The organism is Pseudoroseicyclus sp. CXY001, assembly GCF_041714655.1.
Taxonomy (GTDB): Bacteria; Pseudomonadota; Alphaproteobacteria; order Rhodobacterales; family Rhodobacteraceae; genus Pseudoroseicyclus_A.
In genome coordinates this window covers 271,450-291,552 of sequence record NZ_CP168219.1, presented here as the reverse complement: position 1 = coordinate 291,552, position 20,103 = coordinate 271,450, and the positions used below count along the sequence as shown (strand labels likewise).

The 20,103-nt window shown below is 70.7% G+C and carries 18 protein-coding genes; 12 read left to right on the top strand and 6 right to left on the bottom strand.

Annotated elements, in window-relative coordinates:
- Window positions 1-3: 3 nt before the first annotated feature.
- Complete coding sequence (locus tag ACAZ03_RS01480; RefSeq protein WP_373355566.1) at window positions 4-1,179, top strand: PQQ-dependent sugar dehydrogenase; 1,176 nt, start codon at window positions 4-6, stop codon at window positions 1,177-1,179.
- Window positions 1,180-1,432: 253 nt separating this feature from the next.
- On the top strand, window positions 1,433-2,359 hold the full coding sequence (locus ACAZ03_RS01475) for a DMT family transporter (protein WP_373355565.1): 927 nt from the start codon (window positions 1,433-1,435) through the stop codon (window positions 2,357-2,359).
- 116 nt (window positions 2,360-2,475) lie between these two features.
- Here the strand turns inward: ACAZ03_RS01475 and ACAZ03_RS01470 are convergent, their stop codons facing one another.
- On the bottom strand, window positions 2,476-3,345 hold the full coding sequence (locus ACAZ03_RS01470; RefSeq protein WP_373355564.1) for a branched-chain amino acid aminotransferase: 870 nt from the start codon (window positions 3,343-3,345) through the stop codon (window positions 2,476-2,478).
- A 146-nt stretch (window positions 3,346-3,491) separates the two neighbouring features.
- Here ACAZ03_RS01470 and ACAZ03_RS01465 point away from each other — a divergent pair, with 146 nt between their 5' ends.
- Window positions 3,492-3,992 (top strand): MarR family winged helix-turn-helix transcriptional regulator, encoded by a 501-nt coding sequence (locus ACAZ03_RS01465; protein WP_373357020.1) that lies wholly within the window; start codon window positions 3,492-3,494, stop codon window positions 3,990-3,992.
- Window positions 3,989-4,687, top strand: coding sequence for a response regulator (locus tag ACAZ03_RS01460; protein WP_373355563.1), 699 nt, complete (start codon window positions 3,989-3,991; stop codon window positions 4,685-4,687). The genes ACAZ03_RS01465 and ACAZ03_RS01460 overlap by 4 nt, the downstream gene beginning before the upstream one ends.
- A 435-nt stretch (window positions 4,688-5,122) precedes the next feature.
- Here ACAZ03_RS01460 and ACAZ03_RS01455 read toward each other — a convergent pair whose 3' ends face one another.
- Window positions 5,123-5,680: a hypothetical protein gene (locus tag ACAZ03_RS01455; protein WP_373355562.1), complete on the bottom strand. Its 558-nt coding sequence runs from the start codon at window positions 5,678-5,680 to the stop codon at window positions 5,123-5,125.
- Between ACAZ03_RS01455 and ACAZ03_RS01450 the strand changes: the two genes are divergently transcribed.
- The 4 genes from ACAZ03_RS01450 to dxs are packed head-to-tail and all read left to right on the top strand — an operon-like array spanning window position 5,679 to window position 9,626.
- Window positions 5,679-6,602: a histone deacetylase family protein gene (locus ACAZ03_RS01450; RefSeq protein WP_373355561.1), complete on the top strand. Its 924-nt coding sequence runs from the start codon at window positions 5,679-5,681 to the stop codon at window positions 6,600-6,602. The two genes, ACAZ03_RS01455 and ACAZ03_RS01450, sit on opposite strands and share 2 nt — an antisense overlap.
- A complete protein-coding gene (locus ACAZ03_RS01445) occupies window positions 6,599-6,835 on the top strand; it encodes an exodeoxyribonuclease VII small subunit (protein WP_373355560.1) in 237 nt (78 codons plus the stop codon). The genes ACAZ03_RS01450 and ACAZ03_RS01445 overlap by 4 nt, the downstream gene beginning before the upstream one ends.
- Window positions 6,835-7,704, top strand: coding sequence for a polyprenyl synthetase family protein (locus ACAZ03_RS01440; RefSeq protein ID WP_373355559.1), 870 nt, complete (start codon window positions 6,835-6,837; stop codon window positions 7,702-7,704). Before ACAZ03_RS01445 ends, ACAZ03_RS01440 begins: the two co-directional genes overlap by 1 nt.
- A 5-nt stretch (window positions 7,705-7,709) precedes the next feature.
- Complete coding sequence (dxs, locus tag ACAZ03_RS01435; RefSeq protein WP_373355558.1) at window positions 7,710-9,626, top strand: 1-deoxy-D-xylulose-5-phosphate synthase; 1,917 nt, start codon at window positions 7,710-7,712, stop codon at window positions 9,624-9,626.
- Between the two features lie 332 nt (window positions 9,627-9,958).
- Here the strand turns inward: dxs and ACAZ03_RS01430 are convergent, their stop codons facing one another.
- Together ACAZ03_RS01430 and ACAZ03_RS01425 are read right to left on the bottom strand one after the other, a co-directional pair.
- Window positions 9,959-11,617, bottom strand: coding sequence for a thiamine pyrophosphate-dependent enzyme (locus tag ACAZ03_RS01430; RefSeq protein WP_373355557.1), 1,659 nt, complete (start codon window positions 11,615-11,617; stop codon window positions 9,959-9,961).
- A gap of 208 nt (window positions 11,618-11,825) precedes the next feature.
- A complete protein-coding gene (locus tag ACAZ03_RS01425) occupies window positions 11,826-12,827 on the bottom strand; it encodes an FAD-dependent oxidoreductase (RefSeq protein ID WP_373355556.1) in 1,002 nt (333 codons plus the stop codon).
- Between the two features lie 52 nt (window positions 12,828-12,879).
- On the opposite strand from ACAZ03_RS01425, the gene mnmD reads away from it, so the two are divergent.
- Window positions 12,880-13,545 carry a tRNA (5-methylaminomethyl-2-thiouridine)(34)-methyltransferase MnmD gene (gene mnmD, locus ACAZ03_RS01420; protein ID WP_373355555.1) on the top strand — a complete coding sequence of 222 codons (666 nt, stop codon included), beginning with the start codon at window positions 12,880-12,882 and terminating at the stop codon, window positions 13,543-13,545.
- On the opposite strand, the gene ACAZ03_RS01415 is transcribed toward mnmD, so the two are convergent.
- The gene (locus ACAZ03_RS01415; protein WP_373355554.1) at window positions 13,542-14,060 is read right to left on the bottom strand and encodes a hypothetical protein; all 519 of its coding nucleotides are present in this window, start codon (window positions 14,058-14,060) and stop codon (window positions 13,542-13,544) included. The two genes, mnmD and ACAZ03_RS01415, sit on opposite strands and share 4 nt — an antisense overlap.
- A 142-nt stretch (window positions 14,061-14,202) precedes the next feature.
- Here ACAZ03_RS01415 and ACAZ03_RS01410 point away from each other — a divergent pair, with 142 nt between their 5' ends.
- A complete protein-coding gene (locus ACAZ03_RS01410; protein WP_373355553.1) occupies window positions 14,203-15,075 on the top strand; it encodes a DMT family transporter in 873 nt (290 codons plus the stop codon).
- A 166-nt stretch (window positions 15,076-15,241) separates the two neighbouring features.
- Here the strand turns inward: ACAZ03_RS01410 and ACAZ03_RS01405 are convergent, their stop codons facing one another.
- Window positions 15,242-17,569, bottom strand: a complete 2,328-nt coding sequence (locus ACAZ03_RS01405; protein WP_373355552.1) for a transglycosylase domain-containing protein — start codon at window positions 17,567-17,569, stop codon at window positions 15,242-15,244.
- 338 nt (window positions 17,570-17,907) lie between these two features.
- On the opposite strand from ACAZ03_RS01405, the gene ACAZ03_RS01400 reads away from it, so the two are divergent.
- Together ACAZ03_RS01400 and ACAZ03_RS01395 are read left to right on the top strand one after the other, a co-directional pair.
- On the top strand, window positions 17,908-18,246 hold the full coding sequence (locus ACAZ03_RS01400) for a P-II family nitrogen regulator (RefSeq protein WP_373355551.1): 339 nt from the start codon (window positions 17,908-17,910) through the stop codon (window positions 18,244-18,246).
- Between the two features lie 27 nt (window positions 18,247-18,273).
- On the top strand, window positions 18,274-19,791 hold the full coding sequence (locus ACAZ03_RS01395; protein WP_373355550.1) for an ammonium transporter: 1,518 nt from the start codon (window positions 18,274-18,276) through the stop codon (window positions 19,789-19,791).
- The last annotated feature ends 312 nt before the right edge of the window (window positions 19,792-20,103 follow it).

Genomic DNA, 20,103 nt, shown 5'->3' with positions numbered 1-20,103 from the left:
AGCATGAGACAGCTTCTGATCCCCGCCCTCCTCGCCGCCACCGCGGCCGGCCCCGCCCTCGCCCAGGTGGAGCAGGGCCCGGCCAACGCCGATTTCGCCCCCGCCTTCGACAACCAGACCCGCGCCCCGGCGCTGGAGCCGACCGCGGTCACGGTCGAGACCTTCGCCACCGGCCTGTCCCACCCCTGGGGCATCGCGCCCCTGCCGGAGGGCGGCTGGCTGGTGACGGAGCGGCCCGGGCGGCTCCGGGTCGTGGGCGCGGACGGCAGCCTCGGTGAGCCGATCGCCGGCCTCCCGGAGGTCGATGCGCGGCGGCAGGGCGGGCTCCTCGACGTGGCCGTCGGCCCGGATTTCGCCGAGGACCGGCGCATCTACTGGACCTATGCCAAGCGCGTCAGCGGCGGCACGGTCACGGCGGCGGCGCGAGGCATCCTCAGCGAAGACCTGACGGAGGTGACAGCGGTCGAGGAGATCTTCGAGCAGACGCCGCCCTCCTCCAACCCCGCCCATTACGGCAGCCGCATCGTCTTCGACGGGCCCTATCTCTACCTGACCACCGGTGAGCATTTCTCGCTCTCAGACCGGCAGCGCGCGCAAGAGCTGGGCGCGACCTACGGCAAGGTCGTGCGCCTGACGCATGACGGCGGCGTGCCGGCGGACAATCCCTTCGTCGAGACGGATGGCGCGAGGCCCGAAGTCTGGACGCTCGGCCACCGCAACGTGCAGGGCGCCGATCTCGACGCCTCGGGCCGGCTCTGGACCATCGAGCACGGGCCGGCGGGGGGCGACGAGCTGAACGCGCCGGAGCCGGGTCTGAACTACGGCTGGCCCGTCGTCAGCTATGGGCAGAACTACAACGGCTCCGCCGTGGGCTCCGGCGAGGCGCGGGCCGAGGGCTTCGAGGAGCCCGTCTACTACTGGGACCCGGTCATCGCCCCCTCGGGCATGAGCTTCTACGACGGCAGCTTCGCCGGCTGGCAGGGCGACCTCCTGATCGGCTCGCTGACGCCCGGCGGCGTCACGCGGCTGCGAATCGACGGGGGCCGCGTGACGGGCGAGGAGCGGATTCGCCCCGACCTCGGCCGCATCCGCGACGTCGAGATTGCCCCGGATGGCAGCATCCTGCTGCTTGTGGACGAAAATAACGGCGCGATCCTGCGAATGACGCCGGGAACTTAACCCGCTCGCCGCGCGTCTGTGCCATACTGGCGTGGAAGGGAGGCCCCCTATGCTCAAGACACTGATCGACCGGCTCGCCGAACTCGTCGAAGGTCTGGTGACCCCGCAGCCCCAGCCCGTGCCCGTCCGCATCGACCGGCGGCGCGAACGCTGAGGCAGGCTTTACCTCGCCCGCAGCGGGGTTAGGGTCGCGGCGAACGGGGCACGCCCCGGGGCGCCGGCATGAAAGCGGGCGCCCTTTGCAAGGGCCCCGATGCAACCCCTCCGCGGCATTCTTCTGAAACTCCTGTCGGTGGGGCTCTTCGTCGCCATGTCCTCCATCGTGAAGGCGACGGCGGACGAAGTGCCCTCCGGCGAGGCGGTCTTCTTCCGCTCTCTCTTCGCCATTCCGGTGATCCTCGGCTGGCTCACCTTGCAGGGGCAGCTCTCGACGGGGATGAAGACGACGCGGCCGCTCGGCCATGTCTGGCGCGGCGTGATCGGCACGACGGCGATGGGGCTCGGCTTCACGTCTCTGGGCCTTCTGCCCCTGCCGGAGGCGACGGCCATCGGCTATGCGGCGCCGCTACTCGTCGTGGTGCTCGCCGCGCTGATCCTGCGCGAGAAGGTGGGGATCTTCCGGCTCTCGACGGTGGCGCTCGGCATGGTCGGCGTGCTGATCGTCCTCGCCCCCAGCCTGTCGCTCGGGGCCGAGCTGCCGGGCGCCCAGCGGCTCGGCGCGCTCATCGCGCTCGGCGGCGCCTTCTGCGCGGCACTGGCGCAGATCCAGGTGCGGCGGCTGGTGCAGGTGGAGCAGACGGCGACGATCGTCTTCTGGTTCTCGGTCACCGCCACCTGCCTGTCGCTGCTGACGCTGCCCTGGGGCTGGCGGATGCCCTCGCCCGGCGCCTTCGCGCTGCTTGTGCTGGGAGGCCTCCTCGGCGGCTTCGGGCAGATCTGCCTTACCTCGAGCTACCGCTACGCGGATGCCTCGCTGATCGCCCCCTTCGACTACGCCTCGATGCTGCTGGCGGTCGCCATCGGCTTCCTCGTCTTCGCGGAAGTGCCGACCGTGACGGTCCTCACCGGGGCGGGGCTCATCGTGCTGGCAGGGGTGGTGGTGATCCTGCGCGAGCGGCACCTCGGGCTGCAACGCGCCCGGGAGCGGCGGGCGTCGCGGCCGGGGGGCGGGGGGACCTGAGGGACCCCTGGTTTCAGGGGAGTCGCTTAAGCCTCGGCTCCACGGTTTACGACGCGCCCCCGCCGTCGAACGGGGGCGCGTCGCTTGTAACGGGCCTTGGGCCCCGCGAGCCGCCCTTAGCTCCGCACGAGCCGCTCGTAGCTCTCCGCGATGTCGCGGGTGAGGGCGCCGACCTCGAAGCTGTAGTCGCCGATCTGGCCGACCGGGGTGACCTCGGCGGCCGTGCCCGTCAGCCAGCATTGCTCGAAGCCCTCAAGCTCTTCCGGCATGATGTGGCGCTCGTGGACCGTGACGCCCTTCTCCTTCAGCATCCCGATCACCGTCTGGCGGGTCAGGCCGTTGAGGAAGCAATCGGGCAGCGGCGTATGCACCTCGCCGTTCTTGACGAAGAAGATGTTGGCGCCGGTCGCCTCGGCCACATAGCCGCGATAGTCGAACATCATGGCGTCGGAGCAGCCCTTCGCCTCCGCCGCGTGCTTCGACATGGTGCAGATCATGTAGAGCCCGGCGGCCTTGGCGTGGCTGGGGATCGTCTCGGGGCTCGGGCGCTTCCATTTGGAGATGTCGAGCTTGGCGCCCTTCATCTTCGCGTCGCCGTAGTAATTGCCCCATTCCCAGCCGGCGATGGCCAGCCGCACCGGGTTGCGGGCGGCGCTGACGCCCATGTCGGGGCCGGCGCCGCGCCAGGCGATGGCGCGGACATAGGCATCCGTCCAGCCGTTGGCCTTCAGCATGGCGTATTTGGCGGCCTCGATCTCGTCCGCCGTCCAGGGGATCTCGAAATCGAGCATCCCGGCGGAGGCGATCAGCCGCTGCGTATGCGCCTCGCCCTTGAAGATCTTGCCGTTGTAGCAGCGCTCGCCCTCGAAGACCGAGGAGGCGTAGTGCAGGGCATGCGTCAGGAGATGCACCTTGGCATCCCGCCAGTCGACGAGCTCGCCGTCCATCCAGATCTTGCCGTCGCGATCATCATAGGCCCCGACCATGGCGCCCTCCTCCTCTTTTGCACTTCTTTCGCCGATAGGTCCGCTTCGGACATAAAGTTGCGAATTTTCGGCGACTCGGCTATCAGTCGCATCTTGGAATGTCAACAAGGCTGACATATTCTGTGATCGTAAAGGGGAGGAGAATGATGGCGGAAGGGGCGGGCGGACAGGCGCTGCTGTTCCTCACGGACGAGCAGCTCCGGAAGGGGATCGAGGCGATGTTCTTCGCCTATCGCGGCTTCACGGCCGATCCCGACCGCATCCTCGCCGAGAAGTCCTACGGGCGGGCGCATCACCGCGCCATCCACTTCATCCACCGCGCGCCGGGCACCACCGTCAACAACCTCCTCGCGACCTTGGGCGTCACCAAGCAGAGCCTCAACCGGGTGCTGCGGAGTCTGATCGAGGACGGGCTGGTGGAAAGCCGCGTCGGCCGCAGCGACAAGCGCGAGCGCAACCTGCATCTGACCGAGGCGGGCCAGGCGCTCGAGCGCGAGCTCTCCGACGCCCAGCGCGAGCGGATGCGCGCCGCCTACCGGACGGCGGGGCCCGAGGCCGTCGCCGGCTTCCGCCAGGTGCTGGAGGCGATGATGGACGATGACCAGCGCCGGCAATACGAGCGCTTGAGCGAGGCGCCCCGGCGATGAGCGAGGCGGTGCATCTCCTCCTCGTCGACGATGACGAGCGCATCCGGACGCTGCTGCAGAAGTTCCTGATGCGGCACGGCTTTCTGGTCACCATGGCCCGCGACGCCGCCCATGCGCGGCGGCTGCTGGCCGGGCTCGACTTCGACCTGCTGATCCTCGACGTGATGATGCCGGGGGAGGATGGCGTGAGCCTTTGCCGCTCGCTCCGTGCCGAGCGGGCGCTGCCGATCCTCCTCCTCACGGCCAAGGCCGAGACGGGCGACCGCATCGAGGGGCTGGAGGCGGGGGCGGACGATTACCTCGGCAAGCCCTTCGAGCCGAAGGAGCTGCTTTTGCGGATCAACGCCATCCTCCGCCGCGCGCCGGTGGTGGCGCCGGTGGTGCAGCGCCCGAAGGTGCTGCATCTCGGCCCGATCCGCTACGACACCGAGCGCGGCGAGATGTGGGCTGGGGAAACGCCGGTGCGGCTGACGGCGACGGAGAGCCAGCTGATGCGCATCTTCTCCGCCCGGCCCGGCGAGGCGCTCACCCGCACCCATCTGGTCGAGGAGCTCGGCCGCGATGGCGGCCAGGCCCAGGAGCGGGCGGTGGACGTGCAGATCACGCGGCTCCGCCGCAAGATCGAGAGCAACCCGCGCCAGCCGAGGTATCTTCAGACGGTGCGCGGGTCGGGCTACATGCTCGCGCCGGATTGAGGCGGGGCGGCGAGATGCCGCAACCAGCGTAGGGTGGGTTGCAACCCACCGCCCCACCGCGAGCCTGCCCAATAGGGCGCGCCAAGCGAAGCCCCCCTGCCACAAACGCCGGGGGCAAGGCGTAGGGTGGGTTTGTAACCCACCATCTCCCTCGCAGCCGGGCGCCACGGCGCCGCGCAGGGCGAGCGCCGGCCCGGGGGTGGGCGCTCCTGCCGGGGCCGCATCGCGCTTTATGGTGTAGCCACCTCCCCGCTCACCGGCAGGGCCCAGCACCACGAGAGCGCCGACCCGCGGGACGGGCCGGCGCTCGCCCTGCGCCGTGCCGGCGCGTACCGGGCGGGGAGCCGCACGACCGTCGGATAGGATGTGAACCCCGTAAGGAGACCGTAGGGCGGGCTTCAGCCCGCCACCCCACTCACCGCCCTGCCCTGCCCCTCACCAGAGCCCGCAGAGCACCCCTTCGCGCCCGTCGTCGCGCTGCCAGTCGGCCAGCAGGGGCGCCTCTCCCGTCACGGCGATCAGCCGCTCGCCGGAGGCATCCTCGACCACGCCATTGCCGGTCAGCAGGTTGATGTCGCAGCGCCCCGAGTCCTTCAGATTGAGCGTATCGCGCCACTCGTAGGTGAGCCCGGCGACGCGGTAGGCGCCCTGCCGCCAGGCGATGGTGAGCATCAAATGCCAGCGGTTGCGGCCGATCGCGTCATTGGCGGCATGGATCTGCAGCGACCCGCCGGGTGACAGCTCCAGCCAGGGCAAGGTGCCGTACATGCTGCCGGCCCAGGCGATATTCTCGAAGACCTGCTCCGTTCCGCCTGCCGCCACGTGGAGGTCGCCCACGGCCTCCTCCGTCACCTCCAGCGTGAAGAACTCCGCCACCCCGTCGCCGTCGAGGTCGGCGGAGACCTCGGTCACGCCCTGCGGGACCTGCCCCCAGGCCGCGCCGGCGATCAGGGCGCTTGCAAGCGCTCCGGCGAGCTGTTTCCTTCGTGTCATGGTCACCGCGCTCCTCACACATCCCGATTGCTGGCAGCATATCAACCCGCCCGGCCATGCCGAGCAAGTCGCCCGTCTCGATGCCGTGATGGCGGCGCTCGAGGGGATGGACCTTGCCCGGCTCGATGCCCCCTTCGCCGCCGAGGCCGACATCCTCCGCGCGCATCCAAAGCGCTATCTCGACAGCCTCCGCCGCGCCGAGCCGGAGGAGGGGTGGCGGCGGCTCGACCCCGACACCCAGCTCTCCCCCGGCTCGCTCGGCGCCGCCTTCCGCGCCGCCGGGGCGGCGGTGAAGGCGGTGGAGCTCGTCCTCTCCGGCGCGGCGGACAATGCCTTCGTCGCCACGAGGCCCCCCGGCCACCACGCCGAGCGCGAGACGGCCATGGGCTTCTGCCTCCTCTCCAACGCCGCCATCGCGGCGAAGGCGGCGCTCGACCATCACGGGCTTTCCCGCGTGGCGGTGCTGGATTTCGACGTCCACCACGGCAACGGCACGGAGGATTGCGTGAAGGACGACCCGCGCATCCTCTTCTGCTCCTCGCATCAGATGCCGCTCTACCCCGGCACGGGCGACCCCGCCGAGACCGGCCCGCATGACACGATTGTCAACGTCGCCCTCGCCGAGGGCACGACGGGGGCCGAGATCATCCGCATCTGGGAGCGGCAGATCCTCCCCCGCGTCCGCGCCTTCTCGCCCGAGCTCATCATCCTCTCCGCCGGCTTCGACGCGCATGAGGATGACCCGCTCGCCGGGCTCGCCATGCAGACGGCGGATTACGCCAGGCTCACCGGCCTTTTGACCGGCGCTGCACAAGAGCTCTGCGGCGGCAAGCTGGTCTCCCTCCTCGAAGGGGGCTATGACCTTGCGGCGCTGGGCGCGTCTGTGCGCGCCCATGTCGAGACGTTGAAGGAGCGGGCATGAGCGAGACACCGGTAGACGGCATGAGCTTCGAGGCGGCGCTGGCCGAGCTCGAGCAGGTGGTCACCAAGCTCGACCGTGGCGAGGTGCCGCTGGAGGAGAGCATCGCGCTCTACAACCGCGGCGCGGCGCTGAAGGCGCATTGCGAGAAGAAGCTCGCCGAAGCCGAGGAGAAGGTCGAGAAGATCAAGCTCTCGAGCGGCAAGCCCTCGGGCACGGAACCCTTCGAGGCCTGATGACCACCCTCATCGCCCAGATGGAGGCCGCCGCCGGGCGGGCCGCCGAACGCATCCGTGCCGCCGTTTCGGGGGCCGGGGGCCCCGGCGGCGACGTGGCCGAGGCGATGGCCTATGCGGCCGAAGGCGGCAAGGGGCTGCGCGCCTTCCTCGTGGAGGAGAGCGCGAAGATCTTCGGGGCGACCGATGCCTCCGGCCCCGCCGCCGCCATCGAGGCGATGCATGCCTATTCGCTCGCCCATGACGACCTGCCCTGCATGGATGACGACGATCTCCGCCGCGGCCGCCCGACGCTGCACAAGCGCTGGGACGAGGCCACCGCCGTGCTCGCCGGCGATGGCCTCCAATCCCTCGCCTTCGCGCTCGCCGCCGATGTGCGGGCCACCGCCGAGGCGCGGCTCGGCCTCGTGACCTCGCTGGCCGAGGCCGCCGGCATCCACGGCATGGTCGGCGGGCAGGCGATGGACATCGCCGCCGAGACCGCGCCCGAGCCGCTGACCCTGCCGCAGATCGAGCGGCTCCAGGCCGGCAAGACCGGCGCGCTCCTCTCCTGGGCCGCCATGGCCGGCGCGCGGATCGCGGGGGAGGACCCGGCCCCCTTCGCCGCCTATGGCGCCGCGCTCGGCCTCGGCTTCCAGATCGCCGACGATTTGCTGGATGTGGAGGGCGATGCCGCGACGCTCGGCAAGGCCACCGGCAAGGATGCCCATGCGGGCAAGGCGACCTTCGTGTCGCTCCTGGGCGTCGAGGGCGCCCGCGCCCGCGCCGCCGAGCTGGCCGAGGCGGCCGAAGCGGCTATCTCTCCCTATGGCGTGAAGGCGCTCCCGTTGCGGGACGCCGCGCGCTTCGCTATCTCGCGGGACAGGTAGGCCCCATGACCGATACCCCGAAGACCCCCCTTCTCGACCGCGTCGCCTCTCCGGCGGACCTCAAGGCCCTGTCGCTCCGCGAGCTGACGGAGCTGGCGGGCGAGCTGCGGGCCGAGACGATCTCGGCCGTCTCCGTCACCGGGGGGCACCTCGGTGCGGGCCTCGGCGTCGTCGAGCTGACCGTGGCGCTCCACGCCACCTTCGATGCGCCCCGCGACAAGATCATCTGGGATGTCGGCCACCAGGCCTATCCCCACAAGATCCTGACCGGCCGCCGCGACCGCATTCGCACGCTGCGCCAAAAGGACGGGCTCTCGGGCTTCACCAAGCGGAGCGAGAGCCCTTACGACCCCTTCGGCGCCGCCCACAGCTCCACCTCCATCTCCGCCGCGCTCGGCTTCGCCGTGGCGCGCGATCTGGGAGCCGAGGGCGTGGGCGATGCCATCGCGGTCATCGGCGACGGCGCCATGAGCGCCGGCATGGCCTATGAGGCGATGAACAACGCCGGCCATCTCGGCCGCCGGCTGATCGTCATCCTCAACGACAACGAGATGTCCATCGCGCCGCCCGTGGGCGCCATGTCGGCCTATCTCTCGCGCCTCTACGCCGGCGCGCCGTTCCAGGATCTGAAGGCCGCGGCCAAGGGCGCGGTGAGCATGCTGCCGGGCCCCTTCCGCGAGGGGGCGAAGCGCGCGAAGGACGTGCTGAAGCACCTCGCCGTCGGCGGCTCGATCTTCGAGGAGATGGGCTTCTCCTATGTCGGCCCGATCGACGGGCATGACATGGAGCAGCTCATGGCGGTCCTGCGCACCGTCAAGGCGCGGGCGGACGGGCCGGTGCTGATCCATACGATCACGCGGAAGGGCAAGGGCTACGCCCCCGCCGAGGGCGCCGCCGACCGCGGCCATGCGACGTCGAAATTCGACGTGGTGACAGGCAAGCAGTCCAAGGCCAAGAGCAACGCGCCATCCTACACGAGCGTCTTTTCAAGCGCTCTCGTCAAGGAAGCGGAGAAGGACGGCCGCATCTGCGCCGTGACGGCGGCGATGCCCGACGGCACCGGCCTCGCCCGGTTCATGGAGCGCTACGCCTCCCGCTGCTTCGACGTCGGCATTGCCGAGCAGCATGCGGTGACCTTCGCGGCGGGCCTCGCGGCGGCGGGGATGAGGCCCTTCTGCGCCATCTACTCGACCTTCCTGCAGCGCGGCTACGATCAGGTCGTCCATGACGTCGCCATCCAGCGCCTGCCGGTGCGCTTCGCCATCGACCGCGCCGGGCTGGTCGGGGCGGATGGCGCCACCCATGCCGGGGCCTTCGACATCGCCTATCTTTCCAACCTGCCCGGTTTCACGGTGATGGCGGCGGCCGACGAGGCGGAGCTGGTGCGCATGGTGGCGACGGCGGCGGCGCATGACGACGGCCCCATCGCCTTCCGCTTCCCGCGGGGCGAGGGTGTGGGCGTCGAGCTGCCCGAGGCGCCGGAGCCGCTGGAAATCGGCCGCGGCCGGGTCATCCGCGAGGGGAGCCGCGTGGCTCTGCTGTCGCTGGGGACCCGGCTGGCGGAGGCCGAGAAGGCCGCCGACATGCTCGCCCGCAAGGGCATCGAGCCGACGGTGGCGGATGCGCGCTTCGCCAAGCCCCTGGACGAAGAGCTGATCCTCCGCCTCGCCCGCGATCACGAGGCGCTGGTGACCATCGAGGAGGGCGCCGTCGGCGGCTTCGCCGCGCATGTGGCGCAGTTGCTGGCGCGGGAGGGCGTCTTCGACAAGGGCCTCGCCTTCCGCCCGATGGTGCTGCCCGACATCTTCATCGACCAGTCGACCCCGGAAGACATGTACCGCACCGCCGGCCTCTCGGCGGAGGACATCGCCGAGGTCGCGCAATCCGCGCTCGGCCTTTCGGTGATGGGCAGGAGGGCCTGAGGCCCGCGAGTCTGGCGCGAATTCCGTAGGCCACCCGGCGTAGGGTGGGTTTGTAACCCACCTTCCCCGCCCCACATCCCGCCCTCGCCGCGCAGGGCGAGCGCCGGCCCGGGGGATGGCACTACTGACGGCTGAACGGCGTGCTTTATGGTGCCGCCACATCCCCGCTCGAAGCGACGCGCTGCCCCTCGGGAGCGCCAGCCCGCGGGACGGGCCGGCGCTCGCCCTGCGCCTGCGGCGCGTACCGGGCGGGGGATGAAGCGGCAAGGTTCGGCCTGAGGCGTATGCGGGCGTAGGGCGGGCTTCAGCCCGCCACCTCCACCACCGGCCCCCTAAGCCCCCCGAGCCTCCCCCGCCGCCCGCGCCTCGCTGAGCGTCTGGCCCGGCGACAGCGCCTCAGCGTCGAGCATCAGCTCGATGATGGCCAGCCGCCCCGCCGCTTTCGCCGCCTCATAGGCCGCCGGGAAATCCTCCGTGCGTTCCACCCGAACCCCCACCCCGCCATAGGCCGCCGCCAGTGCCGGGAAGTCGGGGTTGGCGAGCGCCGTGCCCGCCTGCCGCCCCGGATAGGTCCGCTCCTGATGGGCGCGGATCGTGCCGTAGCGGCCGTTATTGGCCACCACGATCACCGGCGCCGCGCGGTATTGCGCGGCCGTCGAGAGCTCGTTGATCGTCATCTGCAGGCAGCCGTCGCCGGCCATGCAGACCACCGGCCGCCCGGGATATTCGAGGCAGGCCGCGATGGCCGCCGGCAGCCCGTAGCCCATCGAGCCGGAGGTCGGCGCGAGCTGGGAGCGGAAGCGGCGGTAGCTGTAGTAGCGGTGGAGCCAGGCGGCGTAATTTCCGGCGCCGTTGGTGACGATCGCCTCCTCGGGGAGGTTCTCGGCGAGCCAGCGCACGACCTCCTCCATCTTCACGGCGCCCGGGGTCGGCTTCGGCGTCACCCAGGCCTCGTAATCGGCGCGGAGCGCCCCGGTCCAGCCGGACCAGTCGCGGCCGAGCGGCGCCTGCCGGGCCAGTGCCCGGATGAAGGAGACCGCATCGGCGGTGACGCTCATGTCCGGCCGCCAGACGAGGCCGGCTTCCTCCGGGCTCGCATGGACATGCAGGATTGACGGGCCGGGTCCCTCGGGCCGCAGCGCCGTGTAGCCCTTTGATGCGTTCTCGCCGAGCCGCGTGCCGAGCAGCATCACCCGGTCCGCCTCCCCCAGCCGCGCGAAGAGCTTCGGATTGCCGCCGACCGAGAGGTCGCCGACGTAGCCGGGATGCCGGTTGTCGAGGTAATCCTGCCGGCGGAAGCTCAGCGCCACGGGCAGGCCCTGGGCGGAGGCGAAGCGGCCGAGGTCCGCCGCCGCCTCCTCCGACCAATGCGGCCCGCCGGCGACGACGAGCGGGCGCTCCGCCCCCGCGAGCCAGCCCAGCGCATCCTGCGCCACCGTCTCGAAGGTCGGCGCCAGCTCGATGGGCGCATGGTCGAGGTCGCGCACCTCGGCCCGGGCGGAGAGCACATCCTCCGGCAGCGCCAGCAGCACTGGGCCGGGCCGGCCGCTTACGGCCACATGCCAGGCGCGGGCGATGTATTCGGGCAGGCGTTCGGTCTCGCCGACCTCCGCCGCCCATTTGCAGAGGCCCCCGAAGGCGGCGCGGTAATCGACCTCCTGGAAGGCCTCGCGATCCTTGTGGCCGCGCGGCACCTGGCCGACGAAGAGGATCATCGGCGTCGAATCCTGCCGCGCCACATGCAGCCCCGCCGCCGCATTGGCCGCCCCCGGCCCGCGCGTCACGAAGCAGAGCCCCGGTCCGCCGGTCAGCTTGGCATGGGCCTCGGCCATCATGGCGGCGCCGCCCTCGTGGCGGGCGGTGATCAGCTCCACCGGCGCGTCATGGAAGGCGTCGAGCACGGCGAGAAAGCTCTCGCCCGGCACGCAAAAGGCGCGGCGCGCGCCCAAGCGCACGAGTTGATCGACGAGGATCTGGCCGCCGTGGCGCATGGAAGTCTCCCTTCTCGGTCGCGGCACCATGCGGCAGCCTTCGCGGCGCCGCAAGGAAGGGCGGAGGGGCCGGAGCATGGCAGGGGGGTGCCGGCCCGCCGCCGTAGGCCGGGCTTCAGCCCGGCGCGGGCCCGGGTGCCGAACCGGGTGAGGGAACCATACCGACTTTCGGTGGGTCTGCTCCCCGCCAGCCCTCGGCCCTCTCCCCTCAGGCCCCCTCCTCGGGCGCGAACTCCTCCGGTATCTCCGCCCGCCCCTCTAGCACCAGCTCCGCCATCCGCTCGCCGACGAGCGGCGCCAGCCCCAGCCCGATCTTGTAGCCGCCGTTGGCGATGTATCCCGCGCCGAGCCGCCCCAGCAGCAGCCGCTGCCGCGCCCGGGGGCGGAAGCCGGCCCAGCGGCGGATGACCTCCGCCTCCGCCAGCTCCGGCATCAAAGCCGCGGCCTTGGCCAGCACCTTGTCGAGGCGCCCGTCGACCTCCGGCCCCTCCGCCTCCGGCTCCGTGGTGGAGCCCACGGCGACGGTCCCGTCGGCATGGGGCACGATGTGGAGCCCGGGGGCGGAGATCTGCGGCGCCTCCCGCCGGTCGAGCGCCAGAAGAGCCGCCTGGCCCTTCACGCCCGAGCCAAGCCCCGCCGCGCGCAGCCCCGCCGCCCCGGTCGCCCGGACGACCGGCCCCACGCATTCGCCCTCGCGGAGGATCTCACCGCCGAGCGCCGCCACCGCCGCCGCCAGCGCCGCGCAGGCGCCGGCCGGGCTGATGCGCGCCGAGGCGCTGTCATGGATGAGGAAGCCCGAGGGCGAGGCCGGCGCGAAGCGCCCCGCCTCCGCCACCGGGATCACCCGCCAGCGCGCGGCCGCCCCCCAATGCGCCGCCGCGCCCTTGGCCCGGTCCCGCGCCCGGGCGACGGCGGCGTCATCCCTCAGCGGCTGGAGCCGCCCGAGCCGCGCGTAGCCGGTGGCACCGCCCCCGGCCTCCTCGACCCCGCGCCACCAGCCCTCCGCCATCATCAGCGCCTCCCACTGGAAGGCCTTGAGCGCGTCCCAGCCCTCCGGCGCATGGGGCGCCAGCGCGCCGACGACGCCGCCGGAGGCCCCCGCCCCCGGCCCCCCCGGGTCGATGACGCGCACCCGCGCCCCCCGCCGGGCGGCCGCATAGGCCACGCTCAGCCCGAAGGCGCCGGCGCCCATCACCGTCAGGTCCCGCATTGCCAATCCCCTGCCGCCGCCGCATGGTCGCGCCGTTCTAGGGCAGGGGGCGATGCAGGGCCAGCAGGCAGAGGTGGCGTGGAGCGGGGGCGTGCCGGTGGCGGCGCGCTTCGACGACCCGTATTTCTCCCTTCAGGGCGGCGCGGCGGAGACGGCCCATGTCTTCCTCGCCGGCAACGACCTGCCCCGGCGCTTCGCCCCCGGCTTCGCCATCGCCGAGACGGGCTTCGGCACGGGGCTCAACCTCCTCGTGACACTGCGCGCCTGGGCCGAGGCGGGCACCCCCGGCACCTTCTCCTTCACCTCCTTCGAAGCTTTCCCGCTGGCCCCGGAAGACCTCGCCCGCGCCCATGCCGCCTTCCCCGAGCTGGCGGAGGAGGCCTCGGCCCTACGCGCCGCGCTCGCCTCTCCCGGCCCCTGGCAGATCGGCCCCGCCCGGCTCACGGTGATCGAAGGCGACGCGCGCCGCACGCTGCCGGCCTGGGCGGGCCGCGCCGACGCCTGGTTCCTCGACGGCTTCTCCCCCGCCAAGAACCCCGAGCTCTGGGAGCCGGCGCTCCTCGCCGAGGTCGCCCGCCACACCGCCCCCGGCGGCAGCTTCGCCACCTATACGGCGGCCGGCCATGTGCGCCGGGCGCTGGAGGAGGCCGGCTTCACCGTGACCCGCCGCCCCGGCTTCGGCCGCAAGCGGCACATGAGCAGCGGGTGGCTCGGCTAGAGCAGGAACCACCCCGCCATTCGGGCGGCCAGCCACAGGGCCGCACCGCCGAGAGCGAGCCAGAAGAGCAGCTTCACCAGGTCGACGAGCGCGTGCACCAGCTCGGCGAGCAGCTCCACGGTGCCGATGAGAATCGCCTCGGCCAGTCGCATGAGGGCGAGGCAACCGTCGAGCGCGAGGACGCCCATGCCGAAGACCAGCCCGACGCCGACCCAGTCGACCGGGCCAATGCTGAGGACGAGACCGAGCACGAAGAGGGCGCCGATGACGGCACGAACGGCATACCAGGCCGGTCTGCGGGTGGCCTCGGCGAGTCGGCTGACAGGGGTCGGATCCGGTGCGCTGCCCACGCTGCCTCTGATGGGCAGAACAACCGGCGCATCGGCGACGGGCCTGGGCGCCGCGGTCGTCGTGGCCCTGGCCTGGCCCCGCGCCAGATTTTCATGCATCTGCCGGTTCGCGTCCATGGCCGCGACATAGGGGTCGAAGAAATTCGCTTCGTGCCGCGCAACCATCGAGATCTCCTTGCAGGCTTCAGGCTAGGACACGAGGCCGGGATCGGGCAAGCCATTCCTGCCAACGAGGCGCGTCTTGACTTTGCCGGGGGCGCCGCCCTTTCCTGCGGCGCCGCCGTAGGGGCCGGCACCGGGAGTTCGGATGCAGAGCAACGACCGCCTCGGCATCGGCCTGATGCTGCTGACCACGCTGATCTTCGCCTGCCAGGACGGGATCTCCCGCCACCTCGCGGGGGAATACAATGTCTTCATGGTGGTGATGATCCGTTACTGGTTCTTCGCGGCCTTCGTCATTTCGGTGGCGCTCCGCAAGACCGGCTCGATCCGCGCCGCCGCCTCCACGACCCAGCCGGTGATCCAGATCTTCCGCTCGCTGCTCCTCGCCACCGAGATCTTCGTCATGGTCGCCGGCTTCGTCGCGCTCGGGCTGGTGGAGGCCCATGCGATCTTCGCGGCCTATCCGCTGATCGTCGCCGCCCTTTCCGGCCCCGTCTTGGGCGAGGCGGTCGGCTGGCGGCGTTGGGCGGCAATCGGGGTGGGCTTCGTCGGCGTCCTCGTGATCCTGCAGCCGGGGTTCGGCGTCTTCTCCCCCGCCGCGATCCTGCCGCTGGCCTCGGCTCTGATGTTCGCGCTCTACTCGCTCCTCAACCGCTACGTGGCCCGGCGCGATTCCACGGCGACCTCGTTCTTCTGGACGGGCGTCTGCGGCGCCGTTCTGACGACCGCCGTGGGCGCCTGGTTCTGGGAGCCGATGAGCCGGCCCGACTGGGGCTGGATGGCGCTTCTGTGCGTCTCCGGCGCCGGAGGGCACTGGCTGCTCATCCGCACCTACGAGGTGGCGGAGGCGAGCACGGTGCAGCCCTTCGCCTATTTCCAGCTCGTCTTCGGCAGCGCCATCGGCCTTCTGGTCTTCGGCGAGGTGCTGGAGCTGCATGTCGCGATCGGAGCGGCCATCGTCGTCTCGGCCGGGGTCTTCACGCTGATCCGCGCGCGGAAGGCCCGACAGGCCTCCTGATCCCCTTTCATCTGGCCAAAAATACCTCGGGGGGTCGCCACCCAAGTGCGCCATTGGTTCAAGCACCAATGGCGACGGGGCTGGCCCACACTCCCGCATTCTCCTCTCCTTCCACCGCCAGCAACCGCGCCCCAAAAATTCTTCGCAGAAGAATTTTTGCCCCCGCTCAGCCGCCGCCGAGGATGCGGCTCAGGGCGTCGGCGATGCTGTCGCGCTCGGCGGGCTGCGGCTCGGGCGTGGTGGTCGAGACGGTCGGCATGGGCGTGGTCGTCGTGACGGTCGTATTGTCCGAGGGCGCGCCGAGGATGTCGTCGAGCGCGCCGGCCACCGCATCCGCGGATTGGTCGCGCGCCGGCAGCGGCGCGTCCATCGGCAGGGGGCGGGGCGTCAGCGGCGCCAGCACCCGGACCATGGCCTCGTGCCATATCTCGGCCGGCAGGCCGGAGCCGGTGACGCCGGTGAGCGGCGTGTTGTCGTCATAGCCCATCCAGACGCCGACGACGTAATCGGCCGAGAAGCCGAGGAACCAGGCGTCACGCGCGGCGGAGGTGGTGCCGGTCTTGCCGGCGAGCTCCCAGCCGTCGACGCGGGCGCGGGCGCCCGTGCCGTTCTCGACCACCTCATGCATCATGTAGATGAGCTGCCGCGCCGCCGGTTCGCGGATGACCCGCTCGCCGATGCCGGAGCGCGTGGTCATCACCGGCTCGGCCGCGCCCTGGAAGCGCAGGTCGACGATGCCATAGGGCGTCACCGAAGAGCCGCCGTTGAGGATGCCGGCATAGGCGCCGGTCATCTCGAGCAGCGTCGCCTCGGAGGCGCCGAGGGCCAGTGCCGGCCCGTCGGCGAGATCGCGGTCGATGCCGAAACCCTCGGCCACGAGGCGGACGTTCTCGCGCCCCACCCGCTCCGACAGCCGCACCGCCGGGACGTTCCGGCTCTCGCGCAGGGCGTCCAGCAGCGTGATCGTCCCGTGGAATTCCTCGTCGTAGTTCCGGGGGGACCAGGGGCCGGAGCCGGGAATGTTGAGCGTGATCGGCGTGTCCTCGATCGGGTCCATCGGCGTCGCGCCGAGGTCGAGCGCCGCCGCATAGACAAAGGGCTTGAAGGTCGAGCCAGTCTGCCGGAGCGCCTGCGTCGCCCGGTTGAACGAGAAGGAGGCATCGACGTCGCGCCCGCCGACCATGGCGCGCACGGCACCGTCGGCGCTCATCACCACGATGGCGGCCTGGGCGTTCGATTCCGCCGAGACGCGCTCGGCGAAGATGTAGTCGATCGCCTCCTCCGCCGCCCGCTGGATGCGGGGATCGAGCGTCGTGCGGATCACCACGTCCTCGGTCGTGTCGCGGGTGAAGAATTCCGGCCCCGAATCCATGATCCAGTCGGCGAAATAGCCGCCGCCCGTCGTCGCCGCCTCCTGGCTCAGCGTCGCCGGATTGGCCCGCGCCTCGTCCGCAGCACTGTCGGAGAGATAGCCCTGCTCCTCCATCAGCCCGACGACGATGTTGGCGCGGTCCTGCGCCCGGGTGAGCGAGTTGGTCGGCGCCAGCGACGAGGGCGCCTTCAGGAGCCCCGCGAGCATCGCCGCCTCCGCCGGGGTGACCTCGGCGGCGGAATGGCCGAAATAGAGCTGGGCGGCGGCCTCGAAGCCATAGGCGCCGGCGCCGAGGTAGGAGCGGTTGAGGTAGATCGTCAGGATCTCGTCCTTCGAATACCGCACCTCCATCGCCATGGCGTAGACGGCCTCGACGGCTTTCCGCCAGAGCGTCGTGCGGCGGCAATCTGCCTCGTAGGCGGCCTCGTTCTCCCATTCCTCGGGCTCGTAGGGCCGACCGAGGCAGAGGAGCTTCGCGACCTGCTGGGTGATCGTCGAGCCGCCGTGGCCCTCCAGCGGGCCGCGGCCTTCGGAGAGGTTGATGCGCACGGCGCTGGCGACGCCGCGCGGCGAGACACCGAAATGCCGGTAGAAGCGCCTGTCTTCCGTGGCCACCAGGGCGTTGCGCAGGTGGCGCGAGACGGTGTCGGCGGTGACGACGCCGCCGAACTGGTCGCCGCGGCGGGCATAGGGATCGCCCGACTGGTCGAGAAGCGTGACCGAGCCGCGGGCGCGGCCGTCGACCAGCTCGTCGATATCGGGAAGGCCGGCGGCATAGATGAGCACGGCGCCGCCGAGGAAGAGCCCGAAGGCCAGCCCCACGCGCCAGCCGACGCCCCAGAGCACGGACCACAGGAAGGCGAGCAGGCCGAGGAGCCAGCCGATCGGCCCGCGCGGCCGCCTGGGGGCGGGGCGCTTCGGCTTGCCGCGACGGCCGCGCGGCGGCGGGGCCTTGCCGCCGCCTGACGATCTCTCCGAGGATCTCCCAGCGTGGGTCGCCGCCGCCTGCTTCGCAGCCGTCTGTTTGGCAGCCGGCCTCTGCCCCGCCTTGGCGTTGCCACTGCCGGCCGGATACCGCCGTTCGGCCACGAGGGGTGGCCGTCTTCCGCCTTGCTTCGCCATGGGCTCTGACCTGCTCGTGCTGACCTGCTCTACGCCCTCACGCCTCTTCGGGCGCCGCCGGGCCGGCCTTTCGTTGCGGCGATCCTACCCCCTTCCGCAGGAAAAGTTGAGCCTCGATGAGTCTTAACGAAGGGTTTTCATGCGGTTTTCATTTCGCCCATTTCCCGGGCAAACACCCCTGTTTGTGCAAAAATTGTGCAATTTTGCCCGTTTTGCGGGCGCCGGGCGCTGTCGTTTTCTTGTTCGCACCCGCAGCAAAAGGCTTGGTTCGGCGAGGCGGTCACCCCTTGCACGGCGCGGGGCGGCCCGTCCCGGGAGCCAATTGCAAGGGGAAGACAGTGAAACTCATCATTGCGACGATCAAGCCGTTCAAGCTCGAGGAGGTCCGCGAAGCGCTCACCTCCGTCGGCGTGCGCGGCATGATGGTGACCGAGATCAAGGGCTTCGGCTCTCAGTCCGGCCATACCGAGATCTACCGCGGCGCCGAATACGCCGTGAACTTCGTGCCCAAGGTCAAGCTCGAGATTGTCGTGCCGGACGGGCTCGCCGATCAGGTGGTCTCCACGATCGCCACGACGGCCAAGACCGACAAGATCGGCGACGGCAAGATCTTCGTTCTCGATGTGGCGAGCGCGCTGCGCGTGCGCACCGGCGAGACCAACGACGACGCGCTTTAAGCGGCGGATTACGGGAGATAAGGGACAATGAAGGTTTTCAAACTCTGGATGGTGGCGCTGTTGATGGCGTTCCTGTCCATCGGCATCAGCGCCGTCCCCGACGCGGGCTGGGCGCAGGACGACACCGCCACCGAGGAAGCGCTCGAGGATACCGGTGACGCCATTGAAGAGGCCGCCGAAGACACCGGCGAGGCCATCGAGGAAACCGCCGAAGACGCCGCCGCGCTGGCGGATGAGGCGGCTGACGAGGTCGCCGACGAGCTGGCCGTGGACGGCGCCGAAGAGACTGCCGTCGACGACACGCCGCTGAACGAAGACATCGGCTACATCTTCACCACGTTCATGTTCCTCGTCACGGGCTTCCTCGTGATGTGGATGGGCGCCGGCTTCTCGATGCTCGAGGCGGGCCTCGTGCGTCAGAAGAACGTCACCATGCAGCTGATGAAGAACGTGGCGCTCTTCTCGATCGCCGCCATCATGTACTACCTCATCGGCTACAACCTCATGTATCCGGGTGATGGCTGGACCATCAGCAACGTGCTCGGCGCCTTCTCGCTGACCTCGCTCGAGCCCGTCGGCCTCGCCGAAACCGAGACCGATCTCACCTATGCCTCCGTCGGCTCGGACTTCTTCTTCCAGCTGATGTTCTGCGCGACCACCGCCTCGATCGTCTCCGGCACGCTCGCCGAGCGCATCAAGCTCTGGCCGTTCCTGATCTTCACGGTGATCCTCACCGGCCTCATCTACCCGATCCAGGCCTCCTGGAAGTGGGGCGGCGGCTTCCTCGACGCCAACTACGGCTTCCTGGACTTCGCCGGCTCGACGGTGGTGCACTCGGTCGGTGGCTGGGCCGCTCTTGCGGGCGCCCTGATCCTCGGTCCGCGGATCGGCAAGTACAAGGACGGCAAGGTCGTGCCGATGCCGGGGTCCAACCTGACCCTCGCGACGCTCGGCACGTTCATCCTGTGGCTCGGCTGGTTCGGCTTCAACGGCGGCTCGCAGCTCTACATGGATACCGCCGGCAACGTGGCCGACATCTCCCGCATCTTCGCCAACACCAATACGGCGGCGGCGGGCGGTGCTCTCGCGGCGCTGATCCTGACGCAGATCCTCTACCGCAAGCCGGACCTCACCATGGTGCTGAACGGCGCGCTGGCGGGCCTCGTCTCGATCACCGCCGAACCGCTGACGCCGGGCCTCGGCGCCGCGACCCTGATCGGGGCCGTCGGTGGCGTGCTCGTGGTCCTCGCGGTGCCGATGCTGGACAAACTCAAGATCGACGACGTGGTCGGCGCCATCCCGGTGCACCTCGTCTGCGGCATCTGGGGCACGCTGGCGGTGGTCATCACCAATGGCGACGCCACGCTGGGCGGCCAGCTGATCTCGATCATCATCGTGGGCGCCTTCGTCTTCGTGGTGTCGCTGATCGTCTGGTTCATCCTGAAGATGGTCATGGGCATCCGGGCCCCGGCCGACGACGAGATCGCCGGTCTCGACATCGCCGAACTCGGCATGGAGGCCTATCCGGAGTTCTCCAAGGGCTGACCTTCCTTCCAGTCAGCACTTTGACCAACTGCCCGGGCGTTCGCGCCCGGGTTTTTTGTTGTGCGGCGGGGCGCAGGATGGGGCTCAAACGGTGCCGCGCAGGGCAAGCGCCGGCCCGGGGGGTGGCGCTCCCGCCGCTTCCGCATCGCGCTTTATGGTGCAGCCACTTCCCCCGCTCAGAGCGGCGCGCTGCCCCACGAGAGCGCCGGCCCGCGGGACGGGCCGGCGCTCGCCCTGCGCCTGCGGCGCGTACCGGGCGGGGCACAGCTCGACTGTCTCGACCTGGCGTAGGGTGGGTTTGTAACCCACCTT

What these genes read in the sequence shown, in the direction of transcription:
- ACAZ03_RS01480 (WP_373355566.1), top strand. Translation starts at nt 4, where the DNA reads ATGAGACAGCTTCTGATCCCCGCCCTCCTCGCCGCCACCGCGGCCGGC.
- ACAZ03_RS01475 (WP_373355565.1), top strand. Translation starts at nt 1,433, where the DNA reads ATGCAACCCCTCCGCGGCATTCTTCTGAAACTCCTGTCGGTGGGGCTC.
- ACAZ03_RS01470 (WP_373355564.1), bottom strand. Translation starts at nt 3,345, where the DNA reads ATGGTCGGGGCCTATGATGATCGCGACGGCAAGATCTGGATGGACGGC.
- ACAZ03_RS01465 (WP_373357020.1), top strand. Translation starts at nt 3,492, where the DNA reads ATGGCGGAAGGGGCGGGCGGACAGGCGCTGCTGTTCCTCACGGACGAG.
- ACAZ03_RS01460 (WP_373355563.1), top strand. Translation starts at nt 3,989, where the DNA reads ATGAGCGAGGCGGTGCATCTCCTCCTCGTCGACGATGACGAGCGCATC.
- ACAZ03_RS01450 (WP_373355561.1), top strand. Translation starts at nt 5,679, where the DNA reads ATGGTCACCGCGCTCCTCACACATCCCGATTGCTGGCAGCATATCAAC.
- ACAZ03_RS01455 (WP_373355562.1), bottom strand. Translation starts at nt 5,680, where the DNA reads ATGACACGAAGGAAACAGCTCGCCGGAGCGCTTGCAAGCGCCCTGATC.
- ACAZ03_RS01445 (WP_373355560.1), top strand. Translation starts at nt 6,599, where the DNA reads ATGAGCGAGACACCGGTAGACGGCATGAGCTTCGAGGCGGCGCTGGCC.
- ACAZ03_RS01440 (WP_373355559.1), top strand. Translation starts at nt 6,835, where the DNA reads ATGACCACCCTCATCGCCCAGATGGAGGCCGCCGCCGGGCGGGCCGCC.
- dxs (WP_373355558.1), top strand. Translation starts at nt 7,710, where the DNA reads ATGACCGATACCCCGAAGACCCCCCTTCTCGACCGCGTCGCCTCTCCG.
- ACAZ03_RS01430 (WP_373355557.1), bottom strand. Translation starts at nt 11,617, where the DNA reads ATGCGCCACGGCGGCCAGATCCTCGTCGATCAACTCGTGCGCTTGGGC.
- ACAZ03_RS01425 (WP_373355556.1), bottom strand. Translation starts at nt 12,827, where the DNA reads ATGCGGGACCTGACGGTGATGGGCGCCGGCGCCTTCGGGCTGAGCGTG.
- mnmD (WP_373355555.1), top strand. Translation starts at nt 12,880, where the DNA reads ATGCAGGGCCAGCAGGCAGAGGTGGCGTGGAGCGGGGGCGTGCCGGTG.
- ACAZ03_RS01415 (WP_373355554.1), bottom strand. Translation starts at nt 14,060, where the DNA reads ATGGTTGCGCGGCACGAAGCGAATTTCTTCGACCCCTATGTCGCGGCC.
- ACAZ03_RS01410 (WP_373355553.1), top strand. Translation starts at nt 14,203, where the DNA reads ATGCAGAGCAACGACCGCCTCGGCATCGGCCTGATGCTGCTGACCACG.
- ACAZ03_RS01405 (WP_373355552.1), bottom strand. Translation starts at nt 17,569, where the DNA reads ATGGCGAAGCAAGGCGGAAGACGGCCACCCCTCGTGGCCGAACGGCGG.
- ACAZ03_RS01395 (WP_373355550.1), top strand. Translation starts at nt 18,274, where the DNA reads ATGAAGGTTTTCAAACTCTGGATGGTGGCGCTGTTGATGGCGTTCCTG.